This is a genomic window from Allobosea sp., assembly GCF_035944895.1.
GTDB lineage: Bacteria > Pseudomonadota > Alphaproteobacteria > Rhizobiales > Beijerinckiaceae > Allobosea.
The window spans coordinates 36,637-60,919 of record NZ_DASZAT010000003.1; the positions used below are offsets into that span (position 1 = coordinate 36,637).

Annotated in this window: 21 protein-coding genes; 12 read left to right on the forward strand and 9 right to left on the reverse strand. The window is 67.7% G+C overall.

All coding sequences use genetic code 11. From position 1 onward, the window contains the following. Positions 1-54: 54 nt before the first annotated feature. From VGV58_RS01390 to VGV58_RS01400, 3 genes are all read left to right on the forward strand, one after another. Positions 55-798: an RluA family pseudouridine synthase gene (locus VGV58_RS01390; RefSeq protein WP_326872171.1), complete on the forward strand. Its 744-nt coding sequence runs from the start codon at positions 55-57 to the stop codon at positions 796-798. Between the two features lie 94 nt (positions 799-892). Beyond that, entirely contained in the window at positions 893-1,546 is a 654-nt protein-coding gene (locus tag VGV58_RS01395; RefSeq protein ID WP_326872172.1) for a DUF6875 domain-containing protein, read from the forward strand. A gap of 2 nt (positions 1,547-1,548) precedes the next feature. Further along, positions 1,549-2,736, forward strand: coding sequence for a GNAT family N-acetyltransferase (locus VGV58_RS01400; RefSeq protein WP_326872173.1), 1,188 nt, complete (start codon positions 1,549-1,551; stop codon positions 2,734-2,736). 3 nt (positions 2,737-2,739) lie between these two features. Here VGV58_RS01400 and VGV58_RS01405 read toward each other — a convergent pair whose 3' ends face one another. The 4 genes from VGV58_RS01405 to VGV58_RS01420 all read right to left on the reverse strand — a co-directional run bounded on the left by VGV58_RS01405 (position 2,740) and on the right by VGV58_RS01420 (position 5,544). Then, positions 2,740-3,042: a 4a-hydroxytetrahydrobiopterin dehydratase gene (locus tag VGV58_RS01405; RefSeq protein WP_326872174.1), complete on the reverse strand. Its 303-nt coding sequence runs from the start codon at positions 3,040-3,042 to the stop codon at positions 2,740-2,742. 2 nt (positions 3,043-3,044) lie between these two features. Further along, positions 3,045-3,623 (reverse strand): RNA 2',3'-cyclic phosphodiesterase, encoded by a 579-nt coding sequence (gene thpR, locus VGV58_RS01410; RefSeq protein WP_326872175.1) that lies wholly within the window; start codon positions 3,621-3,623, stop codon positions 3,045-3,047. A gap of 88 nt (positions 3,624-3,711) precedes the next feature. Beyond that, entirely contained in the window at positions 3,712-4,767 is a 1,056-nt protein-coding gene (locus VGV58_RS01415; protein WP_326872176.1) for an aldo/keto reductase, read from the reverse strand. A 75-nt stretch (positions 4,768-4,842) separates the two neighbouring features. Continuing rightward, complete coding sequence (locus VGV58_RS01420; RefSeq protein WP_414643833.1) at positions 4,843-5,544, reverse strand: arylesterase; 702 nt, start codon at positions 5,542-5,544, stop codon at positions 4,843-4,845. 76 nt (positions 5,545-5,620) lie between these two features. Between VGV58_RS01420 and VGV58_RS01425 the strand changes: the two genes are divergently transcribed. The 3 genes from VGV58_RS01425 to VGV58_RS01435 all read left to right on the forward strand — a co-directional run bounded on the left by VGV58_RS01425 (position 5,621) and on the right by VGV58_RS01435 (position 9,918). Further along, positions 5,621-6,328: an ABC transporter ATP-binding protein gene (locus VGV58_RS01425; RefSeq protein WP_326872177.1), complete on the forward strand. Its 708-nt coding sequence runs from the start codon at positions 5,621-5,623 to the stop codon at positions 6,326-6,328. Between the two features lies 1 nt (position 6,329). Further along, on the forward strand, positions 6,330-8,924 hold the full coding sequence (locus VGV58_RS01430) for an ABC transporter permease (RefSeq protein ID WP_326872178.1): 2,595 nt from the start codon (positions 6,330-6,332) through the stop codon (positions 8,922-8,924). Between the two features lie 217 nt (positions 8,925-9,141). Next, complete coding sequence (locus VGV58_RS01435) at positions 9,142-9,918, forward strand: Bax inhibitor-1/YccA family protein (RefSeq protein WP_326872179.1); 777 nt, start codon at positions 9,142-9,144, stop codon at positions 9,916-9,918. A gap of 95 nt (positions 9,919-10,013) precedes the next feature. Here the strand turns inward: VGV58_RS01435 and VGV58_RS01440 are convergent, their stop codons facing one another. Then, positions 10,014-10,382 carry a DUF2794 domain-containing protein gene (locus VGV58_RS01440; RefSeq protein ID WP_326872180.1) on the reverse strand — a complete coding sequence of 123 codons (369 nt, stop codon included), beginning with the start codon at positions 10,380-10,382 and terminating at the stop codon, positions 10,014-10,016. 329 nt (positions 10,383-10,711) lie between these two features. Next, positions 10,712-11,260: a peroxidase-related enzyme gene (locus VGV58_RS01445; protein WP_326872193.1), complete on the reverse strand. Its 549-nt coding sequence runs from the start codon at positions 11,258-11,260 to the stop codon at positions 10,712-10,714. A 223-nt stretch (positions 11,261-11,483) separates the two neighbouring features. On the opposite strand from VGV58_RS01445, the gene VGV58_RS01450 reads away from it, so the two are divergent. Continuing rightward, on the forward strand, positions 11,484-16,322 hold the full coding sequence (locus VGV58_RS01450; protein ID WP_414643834.1) for an NAD-glutamate dehydrogenase: 4,839 nt from the start codon (positions 11,484-11,486) through the stop codon (positions 16,320-16,322). A 20-nt stretch (positions 16,323-16,342) separates the two neighbouring features. Further along, positions 16,343-16,552: a Trm112 family protein gene (locus tag VGV58_RS01455; protein WP_326872182.1), complete on the forward strand. Its 210-nt coding sequence runs from the start codon at positions 16,343-16,345 to the stop codon at positions 16,550-16,552. A gap of 156 nt (positions 16,553-16,708) precedes the next feature. Here the strand turns inward: VGV58_RS01455 and VGV58_RS01460 are convergent, their stop codons facing one another. Next, positions 16,709-17,959 carry a ubiquinone biosynthesis hydroxylase gene (locus VGV58_RS01460; RefSeq protein ID WP_326872183.1) on the reverse strand — a complete coding sequence of 417 codons (1,251 nt, stop codon included), beginning with the start codon at positions 17,957-17,959 and terminating at the stop codon, positions 16,709-16,711. A gap of 116 nt (positions 17,960-18,075) precedes the next feature. Here VGV58_RS01460 and VGV58_RS01465 point away from each other — a divergent pair, with 116 nt between their 5' ends. From VGV58_RS01465 to VGV58_RS01475, 3 genes are all read left to right on the forward strand, one after another. Continuing rightward, entirely contained in the window at positions 18,076-18,942 is an 867-nt protein-coding gene (locus tag VGV58_RS01465; RefSeq protein WP_326872184.1) for an acyl-CoA thioesterase, read from the forward strand. A gap of 233 nt (positions 18,943-19,175) precedes the next feature. Next, a complete protein-coding gene (locus VGV58_RS01470) occupies positions 19,176-19,514 on the forward strand; it encodes a P-II family nitrogen regulator (protein WP_326872185.1) in 339 nt (112 codons plus the stop codon). A gap of 26 nt (positions 19,515-19,540) precedes the next feature. Next, positions 19,541-21,019: an ammonium transporter gene (locus tag VGV58_RS01475; protein WP_414643835.1), complete on the forward strand. Its 1,479-nt coding sequence runs from the start codon at positions 19,541-19,543 to the stop codon at positions 21,017-21,019. An 86-nt stretch (positions 21,020-21,105) separates the two neighbouring features. On the opposite strand, the gene VGV58_RS01480 is transcribed toward VGV58_RS01475, so the two are convergent. Together VGV58_RS01480 and VGV58_RS01485 are read right to left on the reverse strand one after the other, a co-directional pair. After that, on the reverse strand, positions 21,106-21,906 hold the full coding sequence (locus VGV58_RS01480) for a class I SAM-dependent methyltransferase (RefSeq protein ID WP_326872186.1): 801 nt from the start codon (positions 21,904-21,906) through the stop codon (positions 21,106-21,108). 97 nt (positions 21,907-22,003) lie between these two features. Continuing rightward, positions 22,004-22,345, reverse strand: coding sequence for an antibiotic biosynthesis monooxygenase family protein (locus tag VGV58_RS01485; protein WP_326872187.1), 342 nt, complete (start codon positions 22,343-22,345; stop codon positions 22,004-22,006). 177 nt (positions 22,346-22,522) lie between these two features. Here VGV58_RS01485 and VGV58_RS01490 point away from each other — a divergent pair. After that, positions 22,523-24,283 (forward strand): DNA translocase FtsK 4TM domain-containing protein (locus VGV58_RS01490; RefSeq protein WP_326872188.1); only part of this gene is annotated, 1,761 nt, incomplete at its 3' end.

Here is a 24,283-nt window from a genome sequence, read left to right on the forward strand (position 1 = left end):
GCGAGCGGCGAGCTTCGGGTTGCATGGCCTCGCGGCCTTGTTTAGCGCAATGCCATGATGAGCCCCGAGCGACCAGCCCTTTCGCAGGACGATCTGCCCTTCGCGCTTTTGCATCGCGACGCGATGATGCTGGTCATCGACAAGCCGGCGGGACTTCCCGTCCATCGCGGCCCGGCGGCGAAAGGCCGCATCATCCCGGTGCTGACCGATCATCTCGATGCACTGCGCTTCGGCCTGCCGCGCCGGCCGGAGGCTGCGCACCGCCTCGACAAGGACACCTCCGGCTGCCTCGTGCTCGGCCGCCATCCCCGCGCCATGGCGCAGCTCAACCAGCTCTTTCGCGATGGCCGCATCGAGAAAACCTACTGGGCGGTTGTCGAAGGCGCCCCCGCCGAGGACGCGGGATTGATCGATTTGGCCCTGTCGAAACGCTCGCCCGAGCGTGGCTGGTGGATGAAACCGGACCCGGATGGCCTGCCCTCGCAGACACGCTACCGCGTACTCGGCCGCGGCGTGCGCGACGGGACCCGGCTTGCCTGGCTGGCGCTCGAACCGCTGACCGGCCGCACGCACCAGTTGCGCGTGCATTGCGCTGCGAGTTTCGGGCCGATCCTGGGCGACGAAATCTACGGCTCGGCGCCACGCGACGCAGGCCCGGGCCTGCACCTTCACGCGCAGAGCATCGCGATTCCGCTCAATCCAAAGCGCGAGCCGGTGACAGTTTCCGCCCCACCACCGGTGCATATGCAAGCGGCGCTCGCGGCCTGCGGCTGGACCGGGGACGACAAGCTTTCCTAAACCCTAACGCCGCCCCTATCTGCGACAAGACCTCGTCAACCATTCCCTAAGGCGCGGCTGCTATCCCCGGTTGCGCTGGCCCACGGGGTTTCTCATGCTGGACAAGGTGGCGAGAACGGCGGAAGCGCGCGATGCGCTGCTGACCTTCGCGCAGGCGCGCGCCGACATCGCCGCCGACCCGGGAACGAATGCTTCGCTCGCCACGCTGCTGGGCTGGGTCGAGAGCTATCTGATGCGCGAGCATCCCGATCTCGGCCGCACCGGCGCAGTCTGCCCCTTCACCCGCCAGGCTGCACGCATCGACACGGCGCGGCTCGCCATCTGCACCGCCGGCCCCGATCAGGAGGAGCGCGCGTTCTCGCTGATCCGCGGCAGCTTCGGTGCGCTCGACGCCATTCCCTGCAAGCCCGGCATGGTGCATTTCCGCACCGTCATCATCGGCTTCCCGAACTGCGCCGACGCGCACGGCGTCGCCATGCTGCAACGCGTCCAGAAGCGGCATAAATTCTATTCGCTCGCACGCGGCCGGATGATCGGGCTGATGTACGCGGCCTCCGACGCGCCCGGCCTGTGGAACAAGGATTTCCGGCCCTTGCGGGCGCCGCTGCCGGTCCTCGCCATCCGCCACATGGTCGAGCATGACGCGCCCTTCGCCGCCCGGCATCCGCTGCTGCTCGCGCCCTATCTCGCGAAGTTCCGCCTCGCCGGGGCCAGGCGCCTGATCGACCATCTGCGCGGCCAGGGTTGAGCATGCCGGCCAAGTCCATGCGCAAGGATACGGCAGGATCGCCCTCGCCCGGCAGCGAGGTAGCACCGGGCTTCTCCGTCGAGATCCTGACCAGCCGCGATGCCTTCCTCACGCTGAAGCCCGAATGGGACGCGCTTTTCGCCCGCGCCGGCCTGCCGCAGCAGCTCTTCCAGCGCCATGCCTTCCTGCGGCACTGGTGCGATCACTACCTGCCTGCCGGCGATCGCCTCTGCCTGGTCGTGGGCCGCGAGTCCGGCCGCCTGGTCATGCTCTGGCCGCTTGAGCGCCGGCGCCGCCTCGGTCTCGAGCTGGTGCGCCTGATGGGCGCGCCGGTGGCCCAGTTCGGCGATATCCTGGTCGAGCCCGGCCCGCGACGCGAGCACTGGCTGGAACGCGGCTGGGAAGCACTGCGCCGGCACGGCATCGACCTGGTCGAATTGCGCCTGGTTCGTGCCGACGGGGCGCTCGGCCACTGCAGCAGGCTCAGCCTGGCCGCTCCGGTGGTGAGCCAGGAAGCGCCCTTCGCCGATCTCGCCTTGCGGGTAGCCCCGGACGGACCGAGCCACGCCTATCCTCCGCGCGACCGGTCCGGCTATCGGCGCCGGCTGCGCCGGCTCGCCGAGCGCGGCGAGGTCGCCTTCACCAGCATTTCGCCAAGCGAGGAAGCGCGCGCGCTGGCCGAGCGAGCCGTCGCCATGAAACGCGAGGCGCTCGTCCAGCACGGCGTTCTCGCGCCGGCCGTGGCGGACCCGCGCTTCGCTCGCTTCTTCGCCGCGCTTGCGGCCGACCCGGATGACGAGACGGGCCTGCGTCTCTCGGTCGTCACCTGCGACGCCCGCCCGGTCGGGATCGATCTGTCCTTCGATTGCAAGGGCCGCAGCTTCGGCCATGTCATCGCCAGCGATCCCACTTTCGAGCGCGAGGGTCTGGGACGGGTGCTGATTCACCACGCCTTCGCCAGCGCCAGGGCGCGCGGCAACGCGATCTTCGATTTGCTGGCGCCCGCCGATCCCTACAAGCGCGAACACGCCGACGGAGCCGTCCCGGTCCGCGACTTCACGGTGCCGTTGAGCTGGCGCGGGCAGCTCGCCTGCGACCTCGCGCTGCCACAGCTGCGGCCGACGCTGAAGGCGATCGTCAAGCGCCTGCCGGCAGGCTGGGTGCAACGCTTCGCAGGGTCCCGCGGCTAGTTCCTAGCTCGCCATCGCATCCATGGCGCGCGCCAGCCTGACGTCGAGCTCGGTCAGGCCGCCGGCATCATGGGTCGACAGCGTCACCACGACGGTCTTGTAGACATTCGACCATTCCGGGTGATGGTCGAGCTTCTCGGCGAGCAGCGCCACCCGGCTCATCCAGCCGAAGGCCTCGTTGAAGTCGCGGAAGACGAAGCGTTTGCTCATCGCCTCGCGGCCCTCGACCAGCGTCCAGCCACTCAGGACCGACAACGCCTCCTGGCGGGCCTCGGGGCTCAGGCGCTTCGGGCGGTCATGTCCCATGCTCACCTCCGCTGCGAAAGCGCGCCGAGTGGGCGGTTCGGATAGTGCAGGCCGAGCGGATAGGCCGCCTCCAGCACATAGGGGCCGCCACCGATCGAATCGCGCGACGACATCAGCGCCAGGCGTCGCGCCGTGAAGCTGATCGGCCGCACGATCGGATGCAAGGCAAGGTAATGCGCGACATCGGCCGGCGAGACGTCCCGCAAGCGCGCCAGCGTCACATGCGGCGTGAACTTGCGCGACTCCGGCGGCAGGCCGAGTCGCCGCATCAATCGCTCCAGCTCTGCCTGTAGCTCATTCAGCTTCGGCGAGGGCTGAACTCGGGCGAAAACCGCGCGCGGCCTGTCGCCGCCGAAGCTGCCGAGCTGGTCGAGCGTGATCGTCAGCGGCTCGCCGCCGAGATCGTTGAGGAAGCTGTCGACGTCATGGGCCAGGCGCCGGTCGACATCCCCCAGGAAGCGCAGGGTGATGTGGTAGTCGGCGGGCTCGATCCAGCGGGCGCCGACCAATCCGCCGCGATGCAGCGTCAGGGCCGAGGCGACCTCGGCGGGAATCTCTAGCGCGGTGAACAGCCTAGGCATGACGAATCAGTGCCAAGCATTTGTGACTCTGGCGAGACGGCAGCCTCGCATCGTCAGCCGCGGTTCACAAGCCGGCTCTGCTTTCCCGTCATGGACAGGGGTTGCCGACCCGCTGATGGATCGCGTCGATCTTCGCCTCCAGTTCCGGTGAGATCGTCACCGAAGCGGAGCCGATCGCCGTCCTGAGCTGCTCCATGCTGGTCGCCCCGATGATGTTCGAGGTGACGAAGCAGCGCGAGGTCACGAAGGCGAGCGCCATCTGCACGGGATCGAGCCCGGCCTCTTCGGCGAGCGCGATATAGGCCTTGATCGCCAGCTCCGAGCCCGCCGTCTGGTAGCGCTGAGCCCGGTCGAACAGAGTCGTGCGCGCGCCCGCTGGCCGGGCCCCGTCGAGGTATTTGCCGGAGAGATAGCCCTGGCCCAGCGGCGAATAGGCGAGCAGCCCGACCTGCTCACGCATGGCGATTTCGGCCAGCGCCGTCTCGAAGGTGCGGTTCAGCAGGTTGTAGGCGTTCTGGATCGACTGGACACGGGGCCGATCGCCATCCTTCGCCGCGGCGAGGAAGCTCATCGTGCCCCAGGCGCTCTCATTGGAGAGGCCGAGATGGCGGATCTTGCCGGCCTTGACCATGGCCGCGAAGGCGTCGAGCTGCTCGGCGAACGGCGTCTCGTCCTCGGCTTTCGTGAACGCGGCCTGGTTGAAGCGCGTCGGGTTCGAGCCCCATTGCATCGGCCGGTCGGGGAAATGGATCTGGTAGAGGTCGATATAGTCGGTCTGCAGCCGCTTCAGGCTCTTGTCGACGGCTTCCTCGACCTGCCGGCGGTTGACCCGGGTCGGGCCCTTGTCGTCGCGAAACCAGTCATTGGTCGAGCGGCCGACGATCTTGGAGGCCAGGATCACCTTGTCGCGATTGCCGCGCGCCTTGAACCAGCTGCCGATGATCGTCTCGGTCGCGCCTTGCGTCTCGGGCTTCGGCGGAATCGAGTAGAGCTCGGCCGTGTCGAAAAAATTCACGCCCTGGTCGAGCGCATAGTCCATCTGCGCATGGCCCTCGGCCTCGGTGTTCTGCTGGCCGAAGGTCATCGTGCCCAGGCAGATCGCCGGGACGTTGAGGTCGGTGCGGCCGAGACGACGGTATTCCATGGCGAAACGCTCCGATGGCGGACGCACCGGAAGTGCGCCGCGCATGACGAGGGTGATGGCAGGATGCGCCCTTGCTCAGGAGCGCGGGCGCAGGGAGGCGAGGAACCGCTCCACCGTGGGCAGGATGCGCTGCGCGATGACGCGCACGCCTTCAGCCGTCGGATGCAGCATGTCGGGCTGGTTCAATACCCGGTCCCCGGCGATCCCGTCCAGAAAGAAGGGATAGAGGATGATCCCATGTTTCTCGGCGAGCTTGGGATAGATCGCGTCGAAGCGGGCGACAAAGTCCGGGCCGTTGCTGCGCGGCGCATACATGCCGGCGAGCAGGACGGGGATGCCGCGCGTCTTCAGCCCGGTCACGATCGCGTCAAGCGACTTTTCCGTCAGCGCCGGATCGACGCCGCGCAGGGCATCGTTGGCACCGAGTTCGAGGATGACGCCGTCGGTCCCGTCGGGCACCGACCAGTCGAGCCGCTCCAGCCCGCCCTGCGAGGTGTCGCCGGAGACGCCGGCATTGGCGATCTCGACCGGAATTCCCTTGTCGCGCAGCATCTTCTCCAACACCGTCGGGAAGGCGGCGCTGCCGGGCAGGTTATAGCCGGCGCTCAAACTGTCGCCGAGCGCCACCAGCTTGAGAGGCTTGGTCTGGGCGTGAGTTGTGCTGTTCATCAAAAAAGAACCCAGGCTGGCGAAGACGAGCAGCAGCGCCGCCCAAATGCGCGGCGACTGCTGGATTCGTGACGGCAAGCGCCCATATCGGTTGGCGGCGCGACGCATGGCGGTTCTGGTCCCTTCGGCTCGGAATGACGGTCGAAGCGGCGGCATCGGATGGGATGAAAGCGGAAACATGGCGGTGAGCGAAGGAACTCCGGCGGTGATCGAGCTGAGCGATGTCGAGCTCAGTCTGGGGCGCGGCGCCGCCCGCGTCCATATCCTCAAGGGCGTCTCGCTGGCTATCCCGCAGGGACAGGCCACCGGCCTCGTCGGCCCCTCCGGCTCCGGCAAGTCGACGCTGCTGATGACCATGGCCGGGCTGGAGCGGCCCGATTCCGGCGTGGTCAAGGTCGCCGGCCAGAATCTCGGCGCGCTCGGTGAGGACGCGCTCGCCCTCTTCCGCGGCCGGCATATCGGCATCGTCTTCCAGTCCTTTCACCTCGTGCCGACGATGACGGCCCGCGAGAACGTCGCGCTGCCGCTGGAACTCGCTGGCGCGGACAATGCCTTCGAGCGCGCCGCCGCTGAACTGCGCAATGTCGGCCTCGGCGAGCGCATGGACCATTACCCGGCCCAGCTCTCCGGCGGCGAGCAGCAGCGCGTCGCCATCGCCCGCGCGGTGGCGCCCGATCCGGCGATCCTCGTCGCCGACGAGCCGACCGGCAATCTCGACGAGAGCACCGGCCGCTCGATCGTCGACCTGATCTTCGCGCTCCGGCGCGAGCGTGGCGCCACCCTCGTGCTGGTCACCCATGATCTCTCGCTCGCCGCGAGCTGCGACCGCACCGTGCGGCTGCGCGCCGGGCGGATCGAGACCGAGGCCGGCACCGAGGCGCTGGCGATCTGAGATGCACGCGCCCGTCAAATCCTCGATGTCTCCCTCTGATCCTGCACGTCGGCCCGTCGGCCTGAAGCTCGCTTTGCGCCTCGCCTGGCGCGACCTGCGCGGCGGCCTGCGCGGCTTCGGCGTCTTCATCGCCTGCCTGGCGCTCGGCGTCATGGCGATCGCCGCGGTGTCCTCGGCCTCGCGCGGCCTGAGTGAAGGCCTCGGGCGCGAAGGCCGGCGCATCCTCGGCGGCGACGCCGCTTTCAGCCTGATCCATCGCGAGCCGACCGCGGAAGAACACGCCTTCCTCGCCCGCCATGGCAAGGTCTCGACCATCGCGACCCTGCGCAGCATGGCCAATGCCGGCGAGAAGGGCGCGGCTTTGGTCGAACTGAAAGCCGTCGACGGCTCCTATCCCAGCATCGGCGAATTGCGCACCGACCCCGCCCAGCCGGCGGCGGACCTGCTTGCCTTGCGCGACGGCGCCTATGGCGGCATCGCTGATCCCGTCCTGTTCGGCCGGCTCGACCTGAAACCCGGCGACACCGTGCTGATCGGCTCGGCGCGGGTGCAACTGCGCGCCAGCCTGACCTCCGAGCCCGACAAGATCGCCGCCGGCGTCGGCTTCGGCCCGCGCCTGATCCTCTCGCAGGACGCGCTGCGGGCGTCCGAGCTGCTACAGCCCGGCAGTCTGGTGCGCTGGACTGCGCGCGTCATCCTCCCCGAAGGCGCCAATACCGACGCCGCGCTCGACACGCTCCTGGCCAATGCCGGCAAGGAGCAACCGAATGCCGGCTGGGAGATTCGTTCGCGCGGCAATGCGGCGCCGAACTTCCAGCGCAATATCGAGCGCTTCACCCAGTTCCTGACCCTGGTCGGCCTGACCGCGCTCCTGGTCGGCGGCGTTGGCGTCGCCAATGCGGTGCGCCGCTTCGTCGAGGCCAAGCGGCTCGACTTCGCCACGCTGAAGGCGATCGGCGCCACCGGCGGCCGGGTCGTCGCCATCCATCTGACCGAGGTCATGCTCGTCGCCGGCTTCGGTATCGCAATCGGCCTTGCTCTCGGCGCCGCCGCACCATTCGCGCTCGGTTATGCGCTGTCCGACATCCTGCCGTTGCCCTTCGAGCCGACGCTCGCCCCGGTCGAGCTCGCCATCGCCGCGCTCTATGGGCTGCTGACGGCGCTGGTCTTCGCCGTCATCCCACTCGGCCGCGCCCATGACGTTCCTGTCTCGGCGCTGTTCCGCGACCAGATCGAACCCGATCGGCGCCAGCCGCGCTGGTTCTATCGGGCGATCTTCCTCGCCGCGCTTGCCGGCCTCGTCGGCGTCGCGCTCGTCTTCGCCTATGACCGGCGCATCGCGCTGATCTATATCGGCGCCGCCACCGGCATCTTCCTGCTATTGCGCCTGATCGCCTGGGGGCTGATGGCGCTGGCCCGCCGCGCCGGGCGCCCCCGCCAGCCGGCGCTGCGTCTGGCGCTCGCCAACATCTATCGCCCCGGCGCGCTGACACCGTCCCTGGTGCTGTCGCTCGGGCTTGGCGTCGCTCTGCTCTCGACGCTCGCCTTCATCGACGTCAGCCTGACCAGGCAATTGACCCAGTCCCTGCCGCAGAAGGCGCCGAGCTTCTTTTTCCTCGACATCCCCAACGCCCAGACGGCCGCCTTCGATCGCTTCCTCGCCGAACAGCGTCCCGGCGCCCATGTCGAGCGCGTGCCGATGATGCGCGGGCGCATCGTCAGCGTGAACGATGTCCCGGCCGAGCAGATCAAGGCGAGCGAGCAGATGGCCTGGGTGCTCGAGGGCGATCGGGGCATCACCTATTCCGCCGCGATGCCCGAGGCCTCCAGGCTCGCCTCGGGCGAATGGTGGCCGGAGAACTATCGCGGCGAGCCATTGGTCTCCTTCGACGCCCGCGCCGTCGAAGGGCTCGGCCTCAAGCTCGGCGACAAGCTGACCGTCAACGTGCTCGGCCGCAACATCAGCGCCCGCATCGCCAATTTCCGCGACATCGAATGGCGCTCGCTCGGCATCAACTTCGTCATGGTGTTCTCGCCCAACACCTTCGCCGGTGCCCCGCACACCAACCTCGCCACCGTCACCGACAAGGGCGCGACGCCCGTGAGCGGCGACGCCGCCCTGATGCGCCAGCTCGCCATCGCCTTCCCGGCGGTGACGGCGGTTCGGGTCAAGGATGCGCTGGAGGCCGTCAACACCATCGTCGGCCAGCTCGCCGGTGCGATTCGCGGCGCCTCCGGCCTCGCCATCACCGCGAGCCTGCTGGTCCTCGCCGGCGCTCTGGCGGCCGGGCAGAGGGCGCGGCTCTATGACGCGATGATCCTGAAGACGCTCGGCGCCACTCGCCGCTTCATACTTTCGTCGTACATCCTCGAATACGCAGGCATTGGTGTCGTGTCCGCCCTGTTCGGGCTCCTGGCAGGTGCCGCGGCCGGCTGGGGCGTCGTCACGCAAGTGATGAAGATAGATTTCGTCCCCGATCCGACCGGCGCGATCATCGCTGCGACTGCAGCTGTCGTGGTCACTGTCGTGTTCGGATTGATCGGAACGCTACAAATACTGTCGAAAGCGCCCGCTTCTCATCTGAGGAATTTATGAGGTCTGACTCATCGCGGCGCATCATAAACATGGACGAACGGTAATGTTGCATCGTCTAGCGGCCGAATTTCTATGCCGCCGCCAGCGCTAACCATGCTTGCCTCTTGTAAGGTCGCGTGATCCCCCTCATATTCTGCGATGTCGCGACGTTGGTGCGCGGCGGTGGGTGTCGCAAGGGCGATGTCCGCCAGGCAAAGTTTCAAGGGGAACTCTCTCCATGAGCGATTTCGACCGCAACGCTCAGGTCTGGGGCGCCGGCCGCGCCCAGCAGACCAGCGCCGTCGAGGTGGACCAGGGCCTGCGCTCGTTCATGCTCGGCGTCTACAACAACATGAGCATCGGCCTGGCCATCACCGGCCTGATGGCGATCGGCATCTCCATGCTAGCGATCGCCGGCTACTCGCCTTCGGGCAAGGTCACCGCGCTGACGCCGCTCGGCCAGGCGCTTTACCTGTCGCCGCTGAAGTGGGTGGTGATGCTGGCTCCGCTGGCCTTCATCTTCTTCTTCTCGTTCAAGGCCGAGAGCATGAGCTCGTCGACGGCCCGTGCCATGTTCTTCGCCTTCGCGGCGGTGATGGGCATCTCGCTGTCGTCGATCTTCGTGGTCTTCACCGGTGAATCGATCGCCAAGGTGTTCTTCATCACCGCGGCCTCCTTCGCTGGCCTCAGCCTGTTCGGCTACACCACGAAGAAGTCGCTGTCGGGCATCGGCTCGTTCCTGATCATGGGCCTGATCGGTCTGGTGATCGCCTCGGTGGTCAACATCTTCCTGGCCTCGAGCGCGCTCTCCTTCGCCATCTCGGTGATCGGCGTGCTGGTCTTCGCCGGCCTGACCGCCTGGGATACGCAGCGCCTGAAGGAAATGTACCTGTACTCGGACATGGACTCCGAGTCGGCCGCGAAGCTCTCGGTGAACGGCGCCCTGTCGCTCTACCTGAACTTCGTCAACATGTTCCAGATGCTGCTCTCGCTCTTCGGCTCGCGCCAGGAGTGACAAGACCAGTGATCAGGGCCACAGCCTGAACAAAGAAGCCCCGGCCTCACGGCCGGGGCTTTTCTTTTGATCGCGTTTCACAAACTCGGGCGGAATCAGCTCACCACGCTCAACCGCTTGTCGAGCACCTTGAGCACTCGGCTCAGTTCGGCGCCACGTTTCAGGATCAGCCCGGTCGCGGTCACCACCGAGTAGGCGCCTTGGCGCCGCGCCAGCGACGGATCCTTGACGATCCGATAGAGCGGCACCTCGGCCGTGCGCCGAAAGACCGAGAACTGCGCCTTGTCGCGCAGGAAATCGATGGCGTAGTCGCGCCACTCGCCGGCAGCGACCATGCGGCCATAAAGATTGAGCAGCTCGTTCAGCTCACGTCGATCGAAGGTGACGGAGGAGGGCGCGGCAGCAGCCGGAAAGGCGACGACCGCGCCCGCTCGCTGACCTGGCGGAGTTTCGCTTTCGCTCATCACGCCTCCTTTTCGTGGCCGGTGGTGATCCGGCAAGGGATGATGCGCCCGCCCTCCCGCGCTGGCAAGGGCGGGTCAAGACAGATTGATGACAGGCCCGCCAACCTTTTTCGGGGCCAGGGCGATTGCCATGATTTTGCCGCGCTTGCGCCCAGCGAACGCCCCGTTACGAGGCTCAACTCCGATTCGTTGCTTCGGCGGCCCGGCCTGTCCGGTTCCGGACACGTCAGCCCCCCAGCCCCTCCGGCGCTGCGGCGGGCCGGGCCAACGAGTCGAAGCCAACTCACGGCTGGCGGTCTCCGCCGGCCGTTTTCTTTTGGCCGTGATCCTTACCGGGACGCGCCGTGATATTCGGGATTGGGCCGCATATCGACCGCCGAGGCGATCCGGTTCGACATGTTGTAGAAGGCGGCGACCGCGCCGATGTCCCAGATGTCGCGCTCGCCGAAGCCGGCGTCGCGCAGGGCCTGTCGATCCTCCTCCTCGATCTTGTGCGGCTCTTCCGTCAGCTTCACCGAGAAGTCGAGCATGGCGCGGTGGCGCGGCGAGAGCTGCGCGGCGCGGTAGTTCATCACCATCATCTCACCGAGCACGGGGTCGCCGGAGAGCTGGCGCACCGCCTGGCCATGCGCCGTCAGGCAGTAATAGCAGCGGTTCACGCTGGAGACCGCGACCGCGATCATCTCGCGCTCCAGCTTCGACAGGCCGGAGGGCGCCAGCATCAGGTCGTTGTAGAAGGTGGCGAAGGCCTGGAGCTTGGCGTCGTCATGGGAGTAAGCGGCCAGGACGTTCGGGACATAGCCGAGCTTCTCCTCGCATTTGGCGAAATAAGCCTGCATCGCCTCGGAAAGCTCGGCTCGCGGCAGAGACAGCGCCATCGCGGCAGGCGGAGCGTCCTGCTTCGCAGGCTGCTCACCCACCATCGCTTTGTCATGCTTCTTCGTCATCTCTGCACTCCTCGCGCTGATATCCGTGCGGATCGGGCACAACTTGCCGTGTCCGCGCCATATTGGTGCAATCTGGCTGCTGCGATGCGACGAAAGTTGCAGCCGCCGGTGAGCTATGTCATCGCTTCGGCAAAATAGCAGGGGGAAGAAGACTATGGCCAAGCGCGAAGCGAATGCTACGGCAGCAGCCGTGACCGCGATCGAAACGGCCGCACGCGAGTTCGGCACTGCGATGCCCGCGGATTTCCCCAAGCTGCTCTATGGCCGGACCGTCGCCGAAGATCTCGTCGCGCTGCCGCCGGAGTTCCTGGCCCGCGCCGCCGATGCCGCCTATGCCCACCTGACCGGCAAGCGCAAGCCTGGCGAGCCCAATCTGCGCTTCCGCGACGAGGCGGTGAAGGAGGACGGGCGCGAGCGCCAGATCACCGTCCTCGAGGTCGTCAACGACAACAAGCCGTTCCTGCTCGATTCGACCCTCGCCGAGCTCGCCGAGCAGGGCTACGAGCCGCGCCTCGTCGCCCATCCCATCCTCGCCGTGGTGCGCAAGAATGACGGCACCTTCCAGTCGCTCGCTGGCGAGGCCTCGGGCCGCGCGGTCGAGGGCACGCGCCGCGAGAGCCTGATCCATATCCATCTCGACCGGATCGACACCGCCGAGGCGCGCGAGCGGCTCGCTGCCGGCCTTGCCCGTGTCTATGTCGATGTCGGCCTCGCCGTCGACGACTGGGCGGCGATGCGCGGGCGAATCACCGAAGTCATCCAGTCCTACCGCGCCAATCCGCCGCCGCTGCCGGAGGATGAGGTCACCGAGGCGCTGAACTTCCTCGAATGGATCGCCAGCGACAATTTCACGCTGCTCGGCGTGCGCGCCTATCGCTTCGCCGGCGGCGACACTGCTGCCGACCCGGTCGATTCCTCCGGCCTCGGCATCCTGCGCGACCCCGATGTCCGGGTTCTCCGCAAGAATCGCGAGCTGGTGGTGATGACGCCGGAGATTCGCGCCTTCCTGGCCAAGCCCCAGGCGCTGATCATCACCAAGGCCAACGTCAAGAGCCGCGTGCACCGCCGCGTCCATCTCGACTATGTCGGCGTGAAATTGTTCACGCCTGACGGGCGGCTCGACGGCGAATTGCGCATCGTCGGCCTGCTCACCTCGAACGCCTATACCGGCAGCGCCCGTGCCATCCCCTATCTGCGCCTCAAGGTCGCACGCGTGCTGAAGAGCACCGGCTTCGACCCGTCGAGCTATTCCGGCCGCGCCCTCTACAACGTGCTCGACGCCTTCCCGCGCGACGAGCTCTTCCAGATCGACGTCGAGACGCTGGAGCGCTTCGCCCTCGACATCATGCAGTTGACCGAGCGGCCGCGCATCCGGGCGCTCGCCCGCGCCGACGAGTTCGACCGCTTCGTCTCGGCGCTCGTCTTCATCCCGAAGGACCGCTACGACACCACGGTGCGCCGCCGCGTCGGCGAATTCCTCGCCCGCGTCTACCAAGGCCGCGTCTCGGCCGGCTATCCGGCCTATCCGGAGGGGCCGCTCGCCCGCACCCACTACATCATCGGCCGCGACGAGGGCCGCACGCCCAAGATCGACCGCAACACGCTGGAAGCCGGCATCGCCGCGATCGTCCGCACCTGGAGCGACGGCCTCAAGGACGCGCTCGACGCGCAGAAGGCCGGCCCGGCCGCCCGTTCCCTCGCCGAGCGCTATGCCGAGGCCTTCGGCGCCGCCTATCGCGAGCGCTACTCGGCCGAGGACGCGCTGGTCGACATCGACATGCTGCAGAAGCTGTCGGCGGAGCGGCCGCGCGCGGTCAACCTCTACCGCCGCGACGGCGACGGTCCGACCAGAGCCAATCTCAAGCTGTTCTCGCGCGGCGCCGCGATCTCGCTCTCCGAGCGCGTGCCGATGCTGGAGAACATGGGCTTCCGCGTCGTCAACGAGCGCACCTTCAACATCACCCCGCAGCAGAACGGCTCAGGCAGCGCCGATTCGCGCGTCTGGCTGCACGATATGACGCTGGAGCGTGCCAGCGGCGGTGAGATCGACATCGAGCATCTCGATCCGACGATCGAGGCGGCGTTGATGGCGCAGTTCCGCGGCTTCACCGAATCGGACCGCTTCGACCAGCTCGTCCTCGCCGCCGGCCTCGCCTGGCGCGAGGCGGCCTTGCTGCGGGCGCTCGGCCGCTATCTGCGCCAGGTCGGCGCACCCTATGCCCAGGACTACATTGCTGACGCGCTGACCCGCCATTCCGGCATCGCCACCGGGCTGGTGAAGCTCTTCGTCGCCAAGTTTGATCCGCATCTCTCCGAGAAGAAGCGCGCCGAGCAGATGAAGGCCGAGCGCGAGCGCATCGAAGCCGCGCTCGCCGACGTCACCAGCCTCGACGAGGACCGCATCCTGCGCCGCTTCGTCAACCTGATCGACGCGACGCTACGCACCAACTTCTTCCAGATCGGTCCCGACGGGCATCCGCGCAGCACGATCTCGTTCAAGCTCGCCTCCGGCCAGGTCGACGGCATGCCGCTGCCGCGCCCGCTCTACGAGATCTTCGTCTACTCGCCGCGCGTCGAAGGCATTCATATGCGCTTCGGCAAGGTCGCACGCGGTGGCCTGCGCTGGTCGGACCGGCCGCAGGATTTCCGCACCGAGGTGCTCGGGCTGGTCAAGGCCCAGCAGGTCAAGAACGCCGTCATCGTCCCGGTCGGCGCCAAGGGCGGCTTCGTGCCCAAGCACTTGCCGCCGGCCTCCGATCGCGCCGCCTGGCTGGCCGAAGGCACCGAGAGCTACCGCATCTTCATCCGCACCTTGCTCGAGCTCACCGACAATCTCGACGGCGAGACGATCGTGCCGCCGCCGGACACCGTCCGCCATGACGGCGACGATCCCTATCTTGTCGTCGCCGCCGACAAGGGCACCGCGACCTTCTCCGACACCGCCAACGCCCTGTCGGCCGAGAAGCATCACTGGCTCGGCGACGCCTTCGCTTCGGGCGGCTCGCAGGGCTACGACCACAAGGGCATGGGCATCACCGCCCGCGGCGCCTGGGAAGCGGTGAAGCGGCATTTCCGCGAGATCGACGTCGACATCCAGACCACGCCCTTCACCGTGGCCGGTGTCGGCGACATGTCCGGCGACGTCTTCGGCAACGGCATGCTGCTCTCGCCGGCCATCAAGCTGATCGCCGCCTTCGACCATCGCGACATCTTCCTCGATCCCGATCCCGACTCGGCCAGGAGCCTGGCCGAGCGCCAGCGCATCTTCGCCTTGCCGCGCTCGTCCTGGGCCGATTACGACAAGTCGCTGATTTCCAAGGGCGGGGGCATCTTCTCGCGCCAGGCCAAGAGCATCGCGCTCTCGCCCGAGATCCGGCAGGCCATCGGCTTCGACAAGGCTGAGGTCACCCCGGCCGAGCTGATGACCGCGATCCTGAAGGCGCCGGTCGACCTGCTCTGGTTCGGCGGCATCGGCACCTATATCCGCGCCAGCGACGAGAGCGACGCCCAGGTCGGCGACCGCGCCAATGACGCGATCCGCGTCACCGGCTCCGAGCTGCGCACCAAGGTGGTCGGCGAGGGCGCCAATCTGGGTGCGACCCAGCGCGGCCGCATCGAGGCGGCCCGCAATGGCGTGCGCCTCAACACCGACGCGATCGACAACTCGGCCGGCGTCAACACCTCCGACGTCGAGGTCAACATCAAGATCGCGCTGGCCGACCCTGTTCGCGACGGCCGCCTGCCCGAGAAGAAGCGCAACGCTTTGCTCGCCGAGATGACCGACGAGGTCGGCCTGCTCGTCCTGCGCAACAACTACCTGCAGACGCTGGCGCTCTCGCTGACCGAGGCGCAGGGCATCCAGGCCAGCCCGCATCTGCGCCGGCTGATGGTCCAGCTCGAGGAAGACGGCAGGCTCGACCGCGGCGTCGAATACCTGCCCTCGGACGCCGTGCTGATCGAGCGCGAGAAGCGCGGCGAAGGCTTGACCCGGCCAGAGCTCGCCGTGCTCATCGCCTATGCCAAGCTCGCTTTGCACGACGCGCTGCTCGAGTCGGCGATCCCCGACGATCCCTACCTCAAGAGCGAGCTCGTCCGCTATTTCCCGCAGCCGCTGCGCGAGGGCTATGGCAAGGAGATCGCCGGCCACAGGCTGCGCCGCGAGATCGTCGCGACCCAGCTCGCCAACGCCATCATCAACCGCGGCGGCCCGGCCATCGTCTCGATGCTGGCCGACCAGACCCGTGCCGAGGCGCCGGCGATCGCCGCGGCCTATGCCGTCGCCCGCGATGCTTTCGACCTGATCACGCTGAACGGCGCCATCGACGCGCTCGACGCCAAGCTGCCGGGCAAGACCCAGACCGGGCTCTATGCCGCCGCGCAGGAGCTGGTCGTCGACCGCATGCGCTGGTTCCTGCGCCGCGGCGTCGCCAAGCCCGGCGCGATCGAGCAGACCGTGGCGCATTATGCCAAGGGCGTCGCGGCGCTGGAGGGCGCACTCGGCGAATTGCTGCCTGAGGCCGCCGCCCAGGCCCGCAATGCCCGCATCGCCGCGCTCACGGCAGAGGGCGTGCCCGAGGCGCTGGCGACCCGCGTCGCCAGCCTGCCCTGGCTCGCGCAGGCGACGGATATCGTCGACATCGCCAGCCGGACCAAGCGCGACATCGTCGAGGTCGCCCGGATTCATTTCGGGACCGATTCGGTCTTCGGTTTCTCGACGCTGATGTCGGCCGCCGCAGCCGTACCGGCGACCGACGATTACGAGCGCCTGGCGCGCCAGCGCGCGGTCGAGACCCTGACCGATGGCCATGCCGGGCTGACGCAGGAGATCGCCACCGGCAAGTCCGGCCCTGACGCGCTGAAGGACTGGCTGGCGGAGCGCGGCGCCGATGCGGAACGCACCCGCGCCACCGTCTCGGCCATTGCCATGTCCGGCCTCTCCCTGCCAAAGCTGATGGTGGCGGCCGGCATGCTGGCCGATCTGCCGCGCAAATAAGGTCTGGAAAGAGTTTGGCGATGAATGCGGACGAGGACAACACGGTGCCGGCAGCGACGCGGATCGACCCGAAGCTGCTGGAGATCCTCGTCTGCCCGGTCAGCAAGGCGACGCTGGAATACGACGCCGCGCGCCAGGAGCTGATCAGCCGCGCCGCCAAGCTGGCCTACCCGATCCGCGACGGCATCCCGATCATGCTGCCGGAAGAGGCGCGCCAACTGGAAGGGTAGTGCTTCTTCCTTCTCCCCTCGGGGGAGAAGGTGGCAGCGCGTAGCGCTGACGGATGAGGGTAAGACAGGCACTACCTGCCCCTGTCTTACCCAGGCGTACCGCCCTCATCCGCCTGCCGGCACCTTCTCCCCCGAGGGGAGAAGGATTCCCTGATCCTACAGCATCTCGCCCTTGAGCAGCCGCGGCGTCGGCCCGGCCAGCCCGGCCGCCTCGCGGATGAAGAAGCGCTTCAGCCCCGGCATGCGCTCGACCAGCCCGAGGCCGAGATCGCGCGCCAATCGTAACGGCGTCGAATCGTTCGAGAACAGCCGGTTGAGCCCGTCGGTGACGACGCCCATGGCGACCGTGTCGAAGCGCCGCCCCTTTTCATAGGCTTCGAGTACGTCCGCGCCGCCGACATCGAGGCCGAGCCGAGCTGCGTCGACGATGACCTCGGCCAGCGCCGCGACGTCCTTCAACCCGAGATTGAGCCCCTGCCCGGCGATCGGATGGATGACATGCGCGGCGTCGCCGAGCAGCGCCAGCCGCTCGCCGACGAAACGGCGCGCCACCCCGAAGGAGAGGGGATAGGCGCCCGGGCGGCTCTCCAGCGCGATCTCGCCGAGTTCCAGGCCGAAACGGCGCTCTACCTCCAGAAGAAGATCGCTCTCGTCCAGCGCCAGCAAGGCCGGGACATTCTCGGTCGCTTCCGTCCAGACGATCGAGGAGCGATGACCAAGTTTCCCACCATCGGGCAATGGTAGGATCGCGAAAGGGCCCGACGGCAGGAAGTGCTCGACCGCCCGCCCGTCATGCGGTCGCTCATGGCCGATCGTCGCGACGATACCCGATTGCGGATAGGACCAGCCGACCCAGCCGATGCCGGCCTGCTCGCGCAGTTTCGAGCGGGCACCGTCGGCCGCGACCAGCAGCGTGGCATCGAGGTTTTCGCCACCGGTGAAGACGATGCCTATCGCGCCACCGTCGTCCACCGTACCGGACCGGATGCCCTCGGGCCGCAATTCGACGCCATTGGCACGCGCGACCTGAAGCAGTGTCGCCATCAGCGCGCCGTTCTCGACCATATGGGCGAAGGGCTGGCCGGGTTCGACCTCGCCGTCGAAAGTCAGGAAGACCGGCCGCACCAGATCAGGCGTGCGGCTGTCGGTGATGACCATTTCGGTCATCGCCGTCGCCGCCATCTCGACCGGGCGCCAGATACCGAGCGCCTCCAGCATGCTGCGCGCCGCCGCAGCCACCGCATAGGCGCGGTCATCGGCGCGCGGCGGCCCGGCCAGCGCCGGATCGGCAACGATCACGTCGAAGTTTTCGCCCAGCGCCTGCTTCAGCGCGACCGCCAGCGTCAGCCCGGCGACGCCGCCGCCGGCGATGACGATGCGTTGGCTCGCATTCTCGGGTCTCTGCACTGTCGCCTTCCTCGCATCGCGCCGCTTGACGCAGCCGAGTCGCTCGTTGCTGATGCTTCCTCGTCTTGCCCATAGCCGGCCGGGGCTGCAAGCCCGGGCCGCACCGGTTCCAGCCGATGACATCAGCCGCCAACACTCTGCTCTCGATCTTCGATCTCGAACCGCTCGGACACAACCGGTTCCAGGGTCGCAGCCCCGACAATGGCTGGACCCGGGTTTTTGGCGGCCAGGTGATCGGCCAGGCGCTCTATGCCGCCTGCAAGACCGTCGAGGAGCGCCAGCCGCATTCGCTGCACGCCTATTTCATGCTGCCGGGCGATCCGGCGATCCCGATCGTCTACGAGGTCGAACGGCTGCGCGACGGCGGCTCCTTCTCGACGCGGCGGGTATTGGCACTGCAGAAGGATGCGGCGATCTTCGCCATGTCGGTCTCGTTCCAGATCGCCGAACCCGGCTACGACCATCAGATGCCGATGCCCGCCGTGCCGATGCCGGAGGAGCTTCCCGGCCGTGACGGCATGGAACGCGACGTGCTGCCTCATATGCCCGAGGCGGTGCGCGCCTATTACCGGCGCGAGCGGCCGATCGAGATTCGCCCCGTCGAGATGAGCCGCTACGCGGCGGATGGACCGCGGGAGCCGAAATTCAATGCCTGGGTCAGGGCGTCGCAGAAACTACCCGATGAACCAGCGCTGCACCAAAGCGTGCTCGCCTATGCTTCCGACCTGATGCTGCTCGATTCCAGCCTGATCGCCCACGGCACCAGCGTCTTCGACCGGCGCGTCCAGAGCGCCAGCCTCGACCATGCGATGTGGTTCCATCGCCCCTTCCGGGCCGATGACTGGTTGCTCTACGCCCAGGACAGCCCCTCGGCCTCGGGTGCGCGCGGTTTCTCCCGCGGGCTGATCTTCGACCGGCAAGGGCATCTCGTCGCCTCGGTCGCGCAGGAAGGCCTGATCCGGCCGCGGCCCGATCGCGCCTGAACCCGCGGTCGCCTGCTTTCGCGGCATCTGCCTAATTATTGATCATATCTGCGCGCTGAACCCCGCCCGATCATGGCGGAATCGCGACATTGCCCGCTCGCGCGCCACATCCCCCGGTTGGCACGGCCCTTGAAAGGTCCGTCCTCGACGCGTCCGCCTCCAAGGGCGCGAGAGGCGCAACGACGTCGTTCGGATCGCGGTCCGGCGGCGCACAAGCGGGGGATAACCCAGCCATGAAGATCGTGATGGCCGTCATCAAGCCGTTCAAGCTGGAGGAGGTGCGCGACGCGCTCACTGCCATCGGCGTGCACGGGCTGACCGTGACCGAAGTGAAGGGCTATGGCCGCCAGAAGGGCCATACCGAAATCTATCGCGGCGCCGAATACGCCGTGAGCTTCCTGCCGAAAATCAAGATCGAGGTCGCGGTCACCGACGACCTCGTCTCCAAGGTGATCGAGGCCGTCACCGTCGCCGCCCGCACCGGCCAGATCGGCGACGGCAAGATTTTCGTCTCGTCGATCGAGAAGGCCGTGCGCATCCGCACCGGCGAGACCGACGGCGACGCCCTCTGATTCCCGACCTTCCCAGGAGCTTTTCGATGAACAACAAGACCCTTAACCGGGCCGGGCTGGTCGGGCTTATGCTCGCCGCCATGGCCGGCGCCGCGCTGGCGCAAGCTCCGGCCGCGCCGCCCGCCCCCGTACCCAACAAGGGCGACGTCGCCTTCATGATGAGCTCGACGATCCTCGTCCTGCTCATGACCGTGCCCGGCCTGGCGCTGTTCTATGGCGGCCTCGTCCGGTCCAAGAACATGCTGTCGGTGCTGACCCAGGTCTTCGCCATCGTCTGCATCGTCAGCCTGATGTGGATCATCTTCGGCTACTCGCTCGCCTTCACCAATGGCGGCGGCCTCAACGACTTCGTCGGCGGCTTCTCCAAGGCCTTCCTGCGCGGCGTCGACGGCAACTCGACCGCCGCAACCTTCTCCAACGGCGTCGTCATCCCCGAATATGTCTACATCGCCTTCCAGATGACCTTCGCCTGCATCACGCCTGCCCTCATCGTCGGTGCCTTCGCCGAGCGGATGAAGTTCTCGGCGCTGCTGCTCTTCATCGTGCTCTGGGTCAGCTTCATCTATTTCCCGATGGCCCATATGGTCTGGTACTGGGGCGGGCCTGACGCGGTCGGCAATGCCGCCAAGGCGCTGGCCGAGGCCGGCACCGACGGCAAGGCCGCAGCCCAGGCGGCGCTCGACGCGGTCAATGCCGATGCCGGCATGCTGTTCAAGTGGGGGGCGCTCGACTTCGCCGGCGGCACCGTCGTGCACATCAACGCTGGTATCGCGGGCCTCGTCGGCTGCATGCTGATCGGCAAGCGCATCGGCTTCGGCCGCGAGCTGATGGCGCCGCACTCCCTGACCATGACGCTGATCGGCGCCGCCCTGCTCTGGGTCGGCTGGTTCGGCTTCAACGCCGGCTCCAACCTCGAGGCCAACGGCACCGCTGCGCTCGCCATGATCAACACCTTCGTCGCCACGGCGGCAGCGGCGGTCGCCTGGCTGTTCGTCGAATGGGCCGTGAAGGGCAAGCCTTCCATGCTTGGCATGGTCTCGGGCGCGGTCGCCGGCCTCGTCGCCGTCACCCCGGCTGCTGGCTTTGCCGGCCCGATGGGCTCGATCGTGCTCGGCCTCGTCGTCAGCCCGGTCTGCTTCATGTTCTGCTCGACCGTGAAGAATGCGCTCGGCTACGACGACTCGCTCGACGTCTTCGGCATCCACTGCATCGGCGGCATCATCGGCGCATTGGCGACCGGCATCCTGGTCAACCAGGCCCTCGGCGGCGGCGGCATCCCCGACTATTCGACCAAGCCGGGCGAGCTGGTCACCGCGACCTACGAGTTCGGTCCGGCCTTCATGGCCCAGCTCAAGGCGGTGCTGTTCACGCTGGTCTTCAGCGGCGTCGGCTCGGCGATCCTTTACAAGATCGTCGATGTCGTCGTCGGCCTGCGCGTCGCCCCCGACCAGGAGCGCGAGGGCCTCGACATCGCCGAGCATGGCGAGCGCGCCTACCACGACTGAGCCGGGGTTTACCCCTCGCGCATCATCGCCCCGGCGGGATTCCGCCGGGGTTTTTCATGGCCAACGAAGGGCCCGTCGCCAGCGGGTCAGTGGACGGTGCCCCGGCAGGCCCAGGCAACGTTCGCGAAGGATCTCGGGCCGTCAGGCCGGCCAGCCTGATAGGCGTCGCGCACGGCTTCATCGACGCGCGTCCGCTCCGCCGTGTCGAGCCCCGCCACATACTTGCCGAGCGGCCCTTCGCCTGCGGCGATCGGCGCCCAGAAGTCGTCGAAGCTCTGGTAGTCCATGCGGACCATCAGTTCGGTCTCGGTCACGTTCGCGAGCCCTTGCTCGACGAAGGCCCGCTTCATTTCGCCGAGCTGCATCATCGGCTGGAAGCAGTAGCGGGCTCGCAGCTGCCGGCCGGCTTCGCTCAGCCCCGCGACGGTATCGACCATCATGCGCATGCCCGGCATGCCGCCATAATGGTCCCACACGGCCGCTGCGACCACACCATCCGTTCGCACGACGCGGGCCATCTCGGCGATGGCCTTGTCGGCCTCGGGCACGAAATGCAGCACGAGCAGGGCCATGGCGCGATCGAAGACACTGTCCTCGAATGGCAGGGTGCAGGCATCGGCCTGCCGGATGGTGATGCGCGGATCGCTGTTGCGCCGGGTCGCGGCTGCGACGAAGACCGGCGAGAAATCGATGGCGGTGACCTCCGCGAGATCAGCGGCGGCAGCGAGCGTGAAGGTCAGGCTGCCGGTTCCGCAGCCGACGTCGAGCACGCGCTCGCCATCGGCCAGCCCGGCGAAATCGATGAATCGGGGTGCGAGCATTCGGCTCCAGCGGCCCATGAGCTGCTCATAGCCGGCCGCATCGTGGATGGTGAAGCTTGAGGTCATCAAACCCTCCTCGCGGCGCGTCGGGACGGCGGGCGCCGACGCCACGACAATACAGCCATGGCGCCGGAAAAGCCGCTCTCGAAACGCAGGAGAGCCCTCACCTCTCTCCCGAAGAGCGATCGAGCACGATCTGCAGCACCTGCACCGTCTCCGGCAATTCGATCAGGAACTCGGCATCGCGTTCGAGATGGTGGATCCTGCGCGGATCGGGCCCGGCGAAGCGCGACATCGCCTCGACGCTCTCCCAATAGGAGATCGTCACGAATTCGCTCTCCGTCTCGCGGTTCTCGCGGAACATCTGCGCGCCGAGTGCCTTCTTCGCCAGCGGCCGGACGCCGACCTCCAGCAGGTATTCGGCATAGGCATCGGCCTTCTCCGGCACGGTGCGGCCGCGCCAGATCCGGGCAATCCTCGCGATCCTGTCGTCGTTATCGGCCATCTCGCCCTCCTTGCGGTTGCTACCCAAAAAATGCGCCGGACTGGGCAATCGTTCCTTGAACTGCTGACAAGGCGCGGCGGCAGCGCAAGGTTAAGCGGGCCTTAACCGGACCTTCCTAACCTGCCGGTTCGACAAGGTGGCTCTTGCCGCCCTCCTGATGCCCGCAGACACGGCCCGATGCGCACGATCCGACGCTCCTCATCGCTGATCGACCGCCTGCCCGATCCGGTGCGCGAATTTCTGTCGCGCCGGGCCGCCGAGATCGGCGGCATGGCGATGCTCGCGCTGATGGTCGCTGTCGCCGTCGCCCTCGCGACCTGGTCGGTCGACGATCCCAGCCTCAACAACGCCACGCGCGGCACCGTGCACAACCTGCTCGGCCGGCCCGGCGCGATGATCGCCGATCTCGCCATGCAGCTGCTCGGCCTCGGCGTCGTCGCGCTGCTGCTGCCGCCGCTGCTCTGGTCGCTCCGGCTGATTCGCTTCCACCTCTTCGATCGCAGCGCGCTCAAGCTCGTGCTCTGGGTCGTCGGCATCGTCTCGAGCGCCGCGGTGGCGAGCGCCCTGCCGGCGACACCGCGCTGGCCTTTGCCGACCGGCATGGGCGGCGTGATCGGCGACGCGCTGTTGCAGGGCACCCGCAATATCGTCGGCCTCGGCGGCACCGCGCTCGGCGGCCTCGTCGCCTTCGTCTTCGCCGGCATCGCGATCCTCTCCGTCACCGCCGCAGCCGGCTTCGGCTTCGTCACCGACGAGGATCCCGAGACCGACCAGGACGACGATGCGCCCTTCGCCGATGGCGAGGAGCGTCGCGACGACGAGCCGGGCTTCTCGGTGATCCTGATCGGCTGGGTCGCCCATGGCGCCATGGCGCTGAAGGCCGCGATCCTGCGCCGCCTGCCGCGCCCGCCACAGCCGGCCTCTGCCGGCGCCAGCGCGATGTCCGTTCCGGCCCAGACCGGCCGGGTCCGCCGCGAGCCGAACTTCACCGGCGATCCGGAGGCCTACCGGTCCCCTGTTGTCGCGCCCGAGCTCGTGCGCCCCGCTGCCGCCAAGGCAGCGCCGAGCGCCCGGCCGGCTTATGACGACGATGACGAGCCCTTCGAGGCGCAGGACCTGCGTGATCTCAATGCGCCGCGCGTTGCTGCGCCGGTGCGGGCGCCCAAGCCCGGCAAGCGCCTGTCGCGCGAGGCTCAGCCTTCGCTACTCGACCGCGAGGGCTTCGAGCTGCCGCCGCTGACCTATCTGGCCGAGCCGAAGAAGATTCTTGCGAACACCATCTCCACCGACGCGCTGGAGCAGAACGCCACCTTGCTCGAAGGCGTGCTCGAGGATTTCGGCGTGCGCGGCGAGATCAGCCAGGTTCGTCCCGGCCCCGTGGTCACTCTCTACGAGCTTGAGCCTGCTCCGGGGACGAAGAGCTCGCGGGTGATCTCGCTGGCGGACGACATTGCGCGCTCGATGAGCGCGGTGTCGGCGCGCGTGGCGGTGGTGCAGGGCAAGAACGCGATCGGCATCGAGCTGCCCAACGCCAAGCGCGAGACCGTCTTCCTGCGCGAGCTCCTGGCCTCCCAGGATTTCGAGGGCACCAAGCACAAGCTGGCGCTCTGCCTCGGCAAGACCATCGGCGGCGAGCCGGTGATCGCGGACTTGGCCCGTATGCCCCACCTGCTCGTCGCCGGCACCACCGGCTCGGGCAAGTCGGTCGCGATCAACACCATGATCCTGTCGATCCTCTACCGGCTGAAGCCGGAGGAGTGCCGGCTGATCATGGTCGATCCCAAGATGCTCGAGCTCTCCGTCTATGACGGCATCCCGCATCTGCTCACCCCCGTCGTCACCGACCCGAAGAAGGCGGTGGTCGCGCTGAAATGGGCGGTGCGCGAGATGGAGGAGCGCTACAAGAAGATGTCGAAGCTCGGTGTGCGCAACATCGAC